Source organism: Acidovorax benzenivorans (assembly GCF_028680575.1).
In the GTDB taxonomy this organism is placed as follows: Bacteria; Pseudomonadota; Gammaproteobacteria; order Burkholderiales; family Burkholderiaceae_C; genus Acidovorax; species Acidovorax benzenivorans.
Genome location: NZ_JAPCKI010000006.1, coordinates 224,584 through 235,432, shown reverse-complemented (window position 1 = coordinate 235,432; position 10,849 = coordinate 224,584). Strand labels below are relative to the sequence as shown.

The window sequence follows — 10,849 nt, the reverse complement described above, 5'->3', positions numbered from 1 at the left end:
TGCCGCTCCCCACGCACCGCAACGCCACTCCCCATTTTTAGCAAGGCTCTCCTGTGTCCCACACCATTTCTCCCTCTGATGCTCCTGCCGCGCCAGCCCTGTCTGCGGGGACTTTGCAGTGCGACGTGGCCGTCATCGGCGGTGGCCCGGCCGGCCTGATGGCCGCCGAGGTGTTGGCCCAGGCGGGCGTGGCGGTGCATGTGTTTGACGCCATGCCTTCGGTGGGCCGCAAGTTTCTGCTGGCGGGCAAGGGCGGGCTCAACCTCACGCATTCCGAGCCGCATGAGCCCTTTGTGAGTCGCTATGCCGAGCGTGGGCCGCAGATCGAGCCGCTGGTCCAGGCCTTTGGCGGGCCCGAGCTGCGCGCCTGGGCGCAGGGGCTGGGGGTGGAGACTTTTGTGGGCACCTCGGGCCGCGTGTTCCCCGCCGACATGAAGGCTGCGCCCCTGCTGCGCGCATGGCTGCAGCGCCTGCGTGGGCAGGGCGTGTTGTTTCACATGCGCCACCGCTGGTTGGGCTGGGCCGAGGACGGTGCTCTGCGCTTGGCTGCACCGGCTGGCGAGGTGCGAGTGACCGCCCGGGCGGTGGTGCTGGCGCTGGGTGGCGGCAGTTGGGCGCGCCTGGGGTCTGATGGTGCTTGGGTACCGCTGCTGGCGCAACGGGGCGTGGCTGTGGCGCCCCTGCGCCCGTCCAACTGCGGGTTCGACGTGCTGCGGGCCGATGCACCGGCGGGCGAAACGCGACGCGCCTTTTTGCAGGAGCTGCTGGGCCGCACGCCCGAGCCCGCCGTGGGTTGGACGCCGCATTTCGCCGAACGTTTTGTGGGCCAGCCTTTCAAGACCGTGGTGCTCAGCTTCACCGACAGCCAGGGCCGCAACTTCAGTCGCCGGGGCGAGTTTGTGGTCACGGCCACGGGGGTGGAGGGCAGCCTGGTCTATGCCGCGTCACACCTGCTGCGCGACGAGGTGGAGGCCCATGGTCACGCCACGTTCCACCTTGACCTGCTGCCCGACCATGCGCCTGAGCGCGTGCTGGTGGAAGTGCGCCACCCGCGCGGTTCTCGGTCGCTCTCCAGCCATCTCAAGAGCCGCCTGGGCCTGGATGGCATCAAGGCGGGCATTCTTTATGAACATCTGGGCAAGGACGGCATGAACGACCCCGTGGCCCTGGCCCATGCCATCAAGGCACTGCCCATCACCGTGGTGGCTGCGCGCCCGCTGGACGAGGCCATCAGTACGGCGGGGGGGGTGGCTTTTGAAGCGATGGACGCGCACCTCATGGCAACGGCTTTGCCAGGTGTGTTCTGCGCGGGTGAAATGCTGGATTGGGAGGCGCCCACCGGCGGCTATCTGATGACCGCCAGCATGGCCAGCGGCCGCGCGGCAGGCGAGGGCGCACTGCGCTGGCTGGGACAGGGACAGTCCGCAGGGGCGTGAGAAGGCGTTGGGAGCGCCCGGCGCCTGCGTGCGCGGGGCTTTGGGCAAGCCAAATGGCCCGCCATCGCAAACAATGCGAAAGAGATGCTGGAGAGAGGGATTTTTTTGCGCGACCGCGCAAAAAGAAAGAAGAAGTTGACGAGCCTTACCCCCGGCACTGACTCCACAGTTAGGGCTGCTTGGTTCCCCACCTGACCCGGTTGGCCGCTTCACCATGCGAGGAGGCCCGTCACCATCGATTGTACGCTGGATGCGGGGTGCACTTTTCGACACGCTGCATTGCCCTGATGCCTGCAGGCGAGCCCGGCTCAGCCCGTAGAATCCCCCGCATGTCCTACCTCGTGCTCGCCCGCAAGTACCGCCCCCGCAATTTCACCGAGATGGTGGGGCAGGAGCATGTGGTTCAGGCCTTGTCGAATGCGCTGACCCAGCAGCGTTTGCACCACGCTTACCTATTCACGGGCACGCGTGGCGTGGGCAAGACCACGGTGTCGCGCATCCTGGCCAAGTCGCTCAACTGCCAGGGCGCGGATGGCAATGGCGGCATCACCGCCACGCCCTGCGGCGTGTGCCAGGCCTGCACCGACATCGACAGCGGCCGCTTTGTGGACTACACCGAGCTGGACGCGGCCTCCAACCGGGGCGTGGACGAAGTGCAAAGCCTGCTGGAGCAGGCTGTCTACAAGCCGGTGCAGGGGCGCTTCAAGGTCTTCATGATCGACGAAGTGCACATGCTCACGAACACGGCGTTCAACGCCATGCTCAAGACGCTGGAAGAACCGCCCGAATACCTCAAGTTTGTGCTGGCCACGACCGACCCGCAGAAGGTGCCGGTCACGGTGCTCAGCCGTTGCCTGCAGTTCAACCTGCGCCCCATGGCACCCGAGACGGTGCTGGGCCACCTCACCCAGGTGCTCGCGGCCGAGAACGTGTCGGCAGAGCCCCAGGCACTACGGCTGCTGTCGCGCGCAGCGCGGGGCTCCATGCGCGATGCCCTCTCGCTCACCGACCAAGCCATCGCCTTTGGCAGCGGCCAGCTGCAAGAAGCGGGTGTGCGCCAGATGCTGGGTGCGGTAGACCGCTCCTATGTGTTCCGGCTCATCGAAGCGCTCGCCCAGGGTGACGGGAAAACCGTGGTGGAGACTTCGGACACGCTGCGCATGAACGGGCTGTCTGCCGCCTCCACGCTCGAAGAGATGAGTGCCGTACTGCAGCGCATGGCGGTGTTCCAGGCCGTGCCCCAGATGGCTGGTGCTGTGGATGCCGACGACCCCGAGGCGACCGAAACAGCCCGCCTGTCTGCGCTGATGCCCGCCGACGAAACACAGCTGCTCTACAGCCTGTGCCTGCACGGGCGTGGTGAGCTGGGCCTGGCGCCCGACGAGTATGCGGCGCTCACCATGGTGCTGCTGCGGCTGCTGGCCTTCAAGCCTGTAAGCGGTGTTGGCGAATCGGCTGAAAAAAAAACTCTGACGCGGGCTGAAACGCCTTCCTCCGGCGCGATCGCTGCAGGTGTTGCAGCCCCTCCTGCGGTTTTGACTGCGCCTGGGCGTGTGGCGGCATCGGCGGTGGTGGCCTCCCAGGTCTTGCCTGTGTCCCCGATGCCTGCGGTTCCGGCGCCCGTTCCGGCAGCGGCTGCAGACACCGCACCTGTCATCCCCGAAGAGCAGCGGTCAGGGGCTTTCAATGATTCCGAGCCCCCCCCATGGCCAGGGTCTGACGAGCCCGCCACGGTGGCCGCAGCGGCTGATGAGCCGACTGCTACGGCATTGCCGGTGCGTACGCCCGAGAGATTGGGCCAGAATCCGAGTACGGCGCAATCAGCCAAAGCTCAGGGTGCTCCTGAATACGTAGCAATTCCAGTGCGCGAGTCGCCCGAACCCGGCGAGCGTTTGCAGCCGCTTCCACTGTCTGCTCCGACCCCGGTATCCGCCCGCTACACCCCCACCGAAGAGGGGGACGTCTGGTATGCCACGGTGCAGCAACTGGTGGCGGCAGAGGCCATCACGGCGCTGGTGCGCGAGCTGGCCCTGCAGTCGCAGCTGGTGGCGCGCGACGGTGGTCACTGGCTGCTGCGCGTCGAGCGCGAATCGCTCAACCAGCCCACGGCACGCGAGCGCCTGCGTGCGGCCCTGGAGGCGGCGGGCCATGCCACCCAGATCAGCGTGGAGGTGGGCATGGTCATCGACAGCCCCGCTCGCCGCAATGCCGCCGCCGCTGCCGAGCGCCAGCGCCGCGCCGAAGAAATCGTGAACAACGACCCCTTCGTGCAATCGCTGATGCGTGACTACGGCGCGAGAATCGTGCCGGGCAGCATCAAGCCTGCATGACGGACAACCTCTGTTACTCATTTCACTAGAAACTGAAAAGGAAACCACACCATGTTCAACAAAGGACAACTCGCAGGCCTGATGAAGCAAGCCCAGGCGATGCAGGACAACCTCAAGAAGGCCCAGGACGAACTGGCCTTCATTGAAGTGGAAGGCGAATCGGGCGCAGGCTTGGTGAAGGTGGTCATGACCTGCAAGCACGACGTCAAGCGCATCACCATCGACCCAAGCCTGCTGGCCGAAGACAAGGACATGCTGGAAGACCTGGTGGCGGCTGCGTTCAATGCAGGGGTGCGTAAGGCGGAGGAGACTTCGTCGGAGAAGATGGGCAAGCTGACGCAAGGGATGCCAGGCCTCCCCGGTGGCATGAAATTCCCTTTCTGAGGTTGGCTACCGAGCGGGCCATCTGCGTCGTTGGGCGGTGCTCGGAATCCTCACGTACTTCAAGTACGTTCCGGTTCCTGTGCTCCGTCCGCCTAGCAGCTGATCCCGCTCGCTACGCCCTTGAGGGCGGGGTGTAAAGGCAGAGGGCGCGCACCTGTTGTTCTTCCCCACATCCGTTCGGGCTGAGCTTGTCGAAGCCTGGCTCCGCCGCTCCTTACAACGCCAACTGCATCGCCTCCTGCCTGTCCATGTCCACCACCAATTCCCTCGACGTTCTGATCCAGGCGCTGCGCCGGCTGCCGGGAGTGGGGGTGAAGTCTGCGCAGCGCATGGCGTTCCATCTGCTGCAGCATGATCGCGAGGGGGCGCTGGCCCTGTCGCGGGCGCTCTCGGAAGCGGTGGGCACGGTGCACCACTGTGCACGTTGTCATACGTTCACCGAGGCGGAGGTGTGCAGCACCTGCCTGGACCCTGACCGTGATGCCACGCGGCTGTGTGTGGTCGAGACGCCTGCGGATCAGTCGGCACTGGAGCGCACGGGTGCTTTCAAGGGGCTGTACTTTGTGCTGATGGGGCGGCTCAGTCCGCTCGATGGTGTTGGCCCCAAGGAGATCGGCCTGCACAAGCTCATGGAGCGCGCCACGGATGGCACGGTGCAGGAGGTGATCCTGGCGACCAACTTCAATGCCGAGGGCGAGGCCACTGCGCATGTGATCAGCGAGGCGCTCAAGAGCCGGGGGCTGCACGTGACGCGGCTCGCGCGGGGGGTACCCGTAGGCAGTGAGCTGGAGTACGTGGACCTGGGCACGATTGCGCATGCGTTGGTGGATCGTCGGTGACACCCAAGCGTCTGGCGGCACCAGCCCGGGTGTTGTCTGTCGCTAAAATACTCTCAATTTAATAGCTGCCAGCGCTTATGTGTGTTGCGCTGGGGCCCTCAAAAGCTTCAGAAAATGAATACCACCCTGCACGTCGCACGGTTCACCGTGGCCTACTGGTGCGTGCTGTTCGCCGCGCTGCTGCCCCTCGCTTGTGCCTGGCTGGCCAAAAGCGGCAACTTTGGCAAGTCCCGCAAAGAAGGCGGTTTTGACAACCACGACCCGCGCGGCTGGCTCTCGCGGCAGGCTGACTGGCGCGGGCGTGCCAACGCAGCGCAGGCCAACAGCTTTGAAGCGCTGCCGTTTTTTATCGGCGCGGTCATCATTGCGCACCTGCTGGGCGCGGGGCAGACGCTGCTGGACCTGCTGGCGTTGTTGTATGTGTTCCTGCGTATCTTCTACGTGATGATGTACGTGGCCGACATGCCGATGGCGCGCAGCGCGGTCTGGGCGGGTGGTTTTCTGGTCAACATCGCTATCCTGTTCATCGGCTACCGCTGAGTGCGCGGGGCGTGTGCCACCCGCCTTGTGGTGCGCGGCCGCTGAAGGCCATTGGTCACGGTACGTAGTAACCCGCAGGGATTCACCCTGATGCGGTTTCGCCTGCGCTGCGGCACGATTGTTGCAATGCAGCATTGCATTTTTTCCTGATTCCATGCCCCTGCCTCCACTCACTCGCCGCGCCTTTGGCGCCGTGTCCGCCTTGTCGGCGGCTGCGGTGTGGTCGCCTGCGATCCGGGTGCGTGCACAGACCGATGGCGCTGCGTTGGGGCGGGTGACCGTGGCGGTCGGTGGGCAGGGCGTTTTGTACCACCTGCCGCTGGCGCTGGCTGATGCGCTGGGGTATTTCCGCCTCGAAGGCCTGGACGTGGTGGTGCGGGACTATTCGGCGGGTGCCCTCGCCTGGCAGGCGGTGCAGGACGGAGCGGCCGATGTCTGCTCCGGTGCATTCGAGCATGTGCTGCGTGCCCAGGTGCGTGGCCATGCGTACCGCGCACTGGTGCTGCAGGGGCGGGCCCCGCAGCTGGCGTTGGGGGTGTCACTGCGGTCAGTACCGGCGTACAAGGAGTTGGGGGACCTGGCAGGGCGCAAGGTGGGGGTGTCGTCGGTGGGCTCATCCACCCATCTGGCGGCCAGCCTGATGCTGATGCGTGCGGGCGTGCCGTTGCGCGATGTGGGTTTTGTGGGCGTGGGCTCGGGCACCAATGCCATGAACGCGCTGCGGTCTGGTCAGGTGCATGCGCTGTGCCATGCCGATCCCATCATGACCTTGCTGGAGCAAAAGGCGGACACCCGCATCGTGGGGGACCTGCGTTCGCTCAAGGCGGCGCAAGACATGTTCAGTGGCACCATGCCCGCCAGTTGCCTGTATGCGCCCCAGACCTTCATCCAGAAGCAGTCGGCACAAGCCCAGGCGCTGGTCAACGGCATCGTGCATGCGCTCAAGTGGCTGCAGACAGCAGCCCCGGCAGATCTCGTGAAGGCGGTGCCCGCCGCTTACTTGATGGGTGACCGGGGACTGTACCTGGCGGCGTTCAGCCGGGTGCGTGAGACGTACTCCACCAACGGTCTGATGCCTGATGAAGGCCCGGCCACTGCACTGCGGGTGCTGTCGCGTGTGCTGCCCGAACTGGCTGAGGCCAAGGTCGAGCTGGCGCGTACCTCCACCCACGACTTCGTGCGCAAGGCCCGCCAAAAGTACAGCGTCTGAAGTTTGACGTCTGACGAATCGCTGTGGCGGGAGGCTGTATGGGCTCCGGCATCGACTACAGTGTCAGGCGCTTGCCATTGCACCGCAATCGCACCGCACCTTCGAACCCTATGCACCGCGCAGGCCACGCGTGCAGCGGTTTTGCTGCGCCATCCCCGTGCCATTTTTCAAGGACTATCCACCATGTCGCTGAGCCTCAGCATCGGCCCACTCGTTTCTCTGATCGCAGGCATTCTCATCCTGGTCATGCCGCGTTTGCTCAGCACCATCGTGGCGCTCTATCTCATCATCATGGGCATCCTGGGGTTGCTGGGCATGCACACGCTCCGGTTCTGAACCTTTTGGAGCCGACGGCGGGAGCAAAGCAGGGCCCCACGAAGCCCTTGCGGCCTTGAAGGAGCGTTCGCAGGTCAGCGGCGCTTGACCTTGGAGGGGGAGCCGCCACGCCGCGCAGGCGCGGGTGCTTGGCGCTTGCCTGCCGTGGCGACCGAGGCGCGAGCATTGGTGCTGCCGCTGCGCGCGCCGCCCTGACGCACGGGGAGGTACACCACCACCTGCTGGCCCACCTTGAACGCAGCATTGGCCCGCACGTCGTTCCAGTCCGCCACGCTGGCCGCTGCCAGCTTGTAGCGCCGCGCAATGCTGGCCACCGTGTCACCCTTGCCAGCGCGCACCGTGCTGCGACGGGTCACGATCTCGGGGGTGAGGCTCAGTTGACCGTTGTCGGCCAGATGGGACGACACGTCTTGCCGCGTGGTGGTGGAGCGAGGCACCATCAGCGCCGAGCCCGCCTTGATAAGCATGCGCGGCGGGATGTTGTTCATGTTGCGCAGGTCCGCCTCACTCATGCCTGCACGCTGGGCTGCATCGGCCACGCTCATGGTGGTGGGCACAGACCACACGGTCCAGCTCGCATACTGGCCTTCGCGCTTGGCCTCCAGGTTGCGCTGGAACACCTTTGCGTTGTCCCAGGGCAGCAGAATTTGCGGCGTGCCTGCGGCCAGGATCACGGGCCGCTTGTACGACGGGTTGAGGGCTCGAAAATCTTCCTCGCGAATACCCGCCAGCGTGGCCACCAGCGACACGTCGATGTCATGCGTGATGTCCACTGTCTGGAAGTACGGGTGGTTTTCGATCAAGGGCAATTCGGTGTTGAACGCATCGGGATTGGCCACGATGTTCTTGACCGCCTGCAGCTTGGGCACATACATGCGGGTTTCCGCAGGCATGTTCAGGTCGGTGTAGGTGGTGCCCAGGCCCAGTTTCTGGTTGCGGGCAATGGCGCGGCCTACGCTGCCCTCGCCCCAGTTGTAGGCGGCCAGGGCCAGGTGCCAGTCGCCAAACATGCCGTACAGCTTTTGCAGGTAGTCCAGCGCCGCGCGGGTGGATGCGAGCACGTCGCGGCGGTCGTCGCGGAAAGCGTTTTGCTTGAGGTCGAAATAGTTGCCCGTGGCGGGCATGAACTGCCACATGCCTGCGGCCTTGGCGCTCGACACTGCCTGGGGGTTGAACGCGCTTTCGATGTAGGGCAGCAGCGCCAGCTCGGTCGGCATGCCCCGGCGTTCCAGTTCTTCAACAATATGGAACAGGTACTTGCTGGAGCGCTCGGTCATGCGCTGCATGTAGTCGGGACGCGTGGCGTACCACTGCTCGCGGTCCTGCACCAGCTCGTGCTGGAGGTCGGGCATGGCAAAGCCGCGCCGGATGCGGTCCCACAGGTCGGCGGGGGCCGACAGCGAAGCCACCTCACCACTGGTGGCCTGGGCTGCGGTGATGGGTTTGAGCGGGCCGTGGGGGATGACGGGGGTGTGGGGTGATGAGGGGCTCTTTGAGCTGATGGTGCCGTTGGCAGCCGCCTGGTCTGGCGCCGAACCCGTGGTGGCGCAGCCTGTCAGCCACAAAAGGCCAGCCAGGCAGGCAATGTGCAAAATTTTCATCGGAACTCGTTTTTCCATTGACGCAGCGCGGCCAGCACCGCTACGGCGTCGTCAAGGGGCACCTGCGCGTCGTAGCCCTGGGCAGCTTGCGCCACCGGGCCTTGCCGCACGCGCAGAAAGGGGTTGATGTCTCGCTCCAGCGCCATGTGCGACGGCAGCGTGGGCTGGTTCTGTGCCCGCAAGGCTTCGCACTGGCTGCTGTAGTGGAGCAGGGCGGCGTTGCCAGGTTCCACAGCCCGCGCAAACTTCAGGTTCGACAGTGTGTACTCGTGGGTGCAACACACCCGGGTGTTGCCCGGCAGCGCAGCCAGCCGGTCCAGCGAGTCGAGCATTTGCGCGGGTGTGCCTTCAAACAGCCGACCACAGCCGCCCGAGAACAGCGTATCGCCACAAAAAAGCAGGGGTGCACCGTCCATCTCGGGGCAGTGGTAGGCAATGTGGCCCGCTGTGTGCCCCGGCACGTCGATGACCTGGAACTGCAGCCCCAGCGCGTTGACGGTGTCGCCCTGCGTCAGTCGCACCAGCGGCTCGGGCATGCGCTCCCGCGCGGGGCCATACACCTGTGCGCCGGTGGCGTGGCGCAGGGCATCGACTCCACCGACATGATCGGCATGGTGGTGCGTGACTAGAATGGCCTGCAGTGTCAGGCCCCAGCGGTGTAAGGCCTGCTCCACCGGCGCGGCTTCTCCCGGGTCCACCACGATGGCCTGGCGGCCGTCGTGCAGCATCCAGATGTAGTTGTCGGTAAAGGCGGGCAGCGGTAGCAAGTTCATGAGCGATCAAATTATAGGTTTGCACCACTGGTTCGACTCCCCCCCCGGCCGCTACCTGCTCGCGTGGGAGCAGGCACGCTTTGACGAGGCGGTGGCCGACATTTTTGGCTACCACAGCCTCCAGCTGGGCATGCCGCTGCTCGACGGCTTGCGCGCCAACCGCATGCCCCACCAGTGGCTCGCCATGGGGCAGGAGGCCGTGGAGGGCTCCATCGCCTTTGTGGAGACGGGTGGGGGCGACGGCCCGCTGCAACGCCGCGCGGTGGACCTGCTCTCCGAGCCCGTGGCCTTGCCCTTCCCCGCAGCGAGCCTGGACCTGCTGGTGTTGCCCCACACGCTGGAGCTGAGCATTGACCCCCACGCCGCGCTGCGCGAGGTGGAGCGGGTGCTGGTTCCCGAAGGTCGCGTGGTCATCAGTGGCCTGAACCCCACCAGCCTGTGGGGCTTGCGCCAGCGGCGTGCGCGCCTGTACCAGCGCCTGGGGCGGGGCACCCTGTACCTGCCCGACGTGGGCGAGTTCATCGGCTATCGCCGCCTGCGCGATTGGCTGCGGCTTTTGAACTTCGAGGTCGAGTCGGCCCGTTTTGGCTGTTATCGTCCAGCGGTGCGCAGTGCGCAGTGGCTGGAGCGTTTTGGCTGGATGGACCCTTTGGGTGAAAAGTGGTGGCCTATTCTGGGTGCCGCGTATTTCCTGGTAGCCGTCAAACGGGTGCATGGCATGCGTTTGCTGGAGCCCGCCTGGCGCACCCACCGCCAACGTGCTGCGGGTACCGTGCCCATTGCCAACAGGGCGTCCCAGCGGGGGGAAAATCCTTCGCGGGCCGCCTCTGCTGCGGTCCGGCACAAGCCTTGAGCACAGTCTTTTGCGGTTGCCGTGGGGTTCCATGTCCCGCCGCAGCAACCATCCACCTCATTGTCAGGAACAGAGTTTGAACCAGGTAGAGATTTACACCGATGGCGCCTGCAAGGGCAATCCGGGCCCCGGCGGGTGGGGCGTGCTGCTGCGCTCCGGTGCGACCGAAAAAGAGCTGTTTGGCGGCGAGCTGGGCACCACCAACAACCGCATGGAGCTGATGGCGGTGATCGAGGCGCTGTCGGCCCTCAAGCGCCCCTGTGCCGTGACGCTGTACCTGGACAGCGAGTACGTGCGCAAGGGCATTACCGAGTGGATCCATGGCTGGAAGGCCAAGGGCTGGCGCACGGCCTCCAAGCAGCCGGTCAAGAACGTGGAGCTGTGGCAGCGGCTGGATGCGCTGGTCAGTACCGGCGGCCACCGCATTGAATGGCGCTGGGTGAAGGGGCATTCGGGCGACCCGGGCAACGAGCGGGCCGACGGTTTGGCCAACCGGGGCGTGGACCAGGCCCTGGGCCGCAGGTAGATCCATCGCCAACTGCTCATC

General features: G+C 65.5%; 11 protein-coding genes and 1 other RNA gene. 9 read left to right on the top strand and 3 right to left on the bottom strand.

Annotated elements, in window-relative coordinates; all coding sequences use genetic code 11:
- The first annotated feature begins 98 nt into the window (after positions 1 to 98).
- The gene (locus OIN59_RS13135) at positions 99 to 1,436 is read left to right on the top strand and encodes a TIGR03862 family flavoprotein (RefSeq protein ID WP_274111186.1); all 1,338 of its coding nucleotides are present in this window, start codon (positions 99 to 101) and stop codon (positions 1,434 to 1,436) included.
- Positions 1,437 to 1,570: 134 nt separating this feature from the next.
- Here the strand turns inward: OIN59_RS13135 and ffs are convergent.
- Positions 1,571 to 1,667: signal recognition particle sRNA small type (ffs, locus tag OIN59_RS13130), an RNA gene on the bottom strand.
- Positions 1,668 to 1,765: 98 nt separating this feature from the next.
- Between ffs and dnaX the strand changes: the two genes are divergently transcribed.
- From dnaX to OIN59_RS13100, 6 genes are all read left to right on the top strand, one after another.
- On the top strand, positions 1,766 to 3,766 hold the full coding sequence (gene dnaX / locus OIN59_RS13125; RefSeq protein ID WP_274110946.1) for a DNA polymerase III subunit gamma/tau: 2,001 nt from the start codon (positions 1,766 to 1,768) through the stop codon (positions 3,764 to 3,766).
- Between the two features lie 51 nt (positions 3,767 to 3,817).
- Positions 3,818 to 4,150: a YbaB/EbfC family nucleoid-associated protein gene (locus OIN59_RS13120; protein WP_274110944.1), complete on the top strand. Its 333-nt coding sequence runs from the start codon at positions 3,818 to 3,820 to the stop codon at positions 4,148 to 4,150.
- Positions 4,151 to 4,398: 248 nt separating this feature from the next.
- Positions 4,399 to 4,989 (top strand): recombination mediator RecR, encoded by a 591-nt coding sequence (recR, locus tag OIN59_RS13115; protein WP_056067274.1) that lies wholly within the window; start codon positions 4,399 to 4,401, stop codon positions 4,987 to 4,989.
- Positions 4,990 to 5,103: 114 nt separating this feature from the next.
- Positions 5,104 to 5,529 (top strand): MAPEG family protein, encoded by a 426-nt coding sequence (locus OIN59_RS13110; protein ID WP_274110941.1) that lies wholly within the window; start codon positions 5,104 to 5,106, stop codon positions 5,527 to 5,529.
- A gap of 154 nt (positions 5,530 to 5,683) precedes the next feature.
- Positions 5,684 to 6,739 carry an ABC transporter substrate-binding protein gene (locus OIN59_RS13105; RefSeq protein ID WP_274110939.1) on the top strand — a complete coding sequence of 352 codons (1,056 nt, stop codon included), beginning with the start codon at positions 5,684 to 5,686 and terminating at the stop codon, positions 6,737 to 6,739.
- 183 nt (positions 6,740 to 6,922) lie between these two features.
- Positions 6,923 to 7,075: a DUF3096 domain-containing protein gene (locus OIN59_RS13100; RefSeq protein ID WP_015013605.1), complete on the top strand. Its 153-nt coding sequence runs from the start codon at positions 6,923 to 6,925 to the stop codon at positions 7,073 to 7,075.
- A 74-nt stretch (positions 7,076 to 7,149) separates the two neighbouring features.
- Here OIN59_RS13100 and OIN59_RS13095 read toward each other — a convergent pair whose 3' ends face one another.
- A complete protein-coding gene (locus tag OIN59_RS13095; RefSeq protein ID WP_274110935.1) occupies positions 7,150 to 8,676 on the bottom strand; it encodes a transglycosylase SLT domain-containing protein in 1,527 nt (508 codons plus the stop codon).
- Positions 8,673 to 9,449: a hydroxyacylglutathione hydrolase gene (gene gloB, locus OIN59_RS13090; protein ID WP_274110933.1), complete on the bottom strand. Its 777-nt coding sequence runs from the start codon at positions 9,447 to 9,449 to the stop codon at positions 8,673 to 8,675. Before gloB ends, OIN59_RS13095 begins: the two co-directional genes overlap by 4 nt.
- Between gloB and OIN59_RS13085 the strand changes: the two genes are divergently transcribed.
- Entirely contained in the window at positions 9,448 to 10,302 is an 855-nt protein-coding gene (locus OIN59_RS13085) for a class I SAM-dependent methyltransferase (protein ID WP_274110931.1), read from the top strand. The two genes, gloB and OIN59_RS13085, sit on opposite strands and share 2 nt — an antisense overlap.
- Positions 10,303 to 10,378: 76 nt before the next feature.
- On the top strand, positions 10,379 to 10,828 hold the full coding sequence (gene rnhA, locus OIN59_RS13080; protein ID WP_274110929.1) for a ribonuclease HI: 450 nt from the start codon (positions 10,379 to 10,381) through the stop codon (positions 10,826 to 10,828).
- Positions 10,829 to 10,849: the final 21 nt, after the last annotated feature.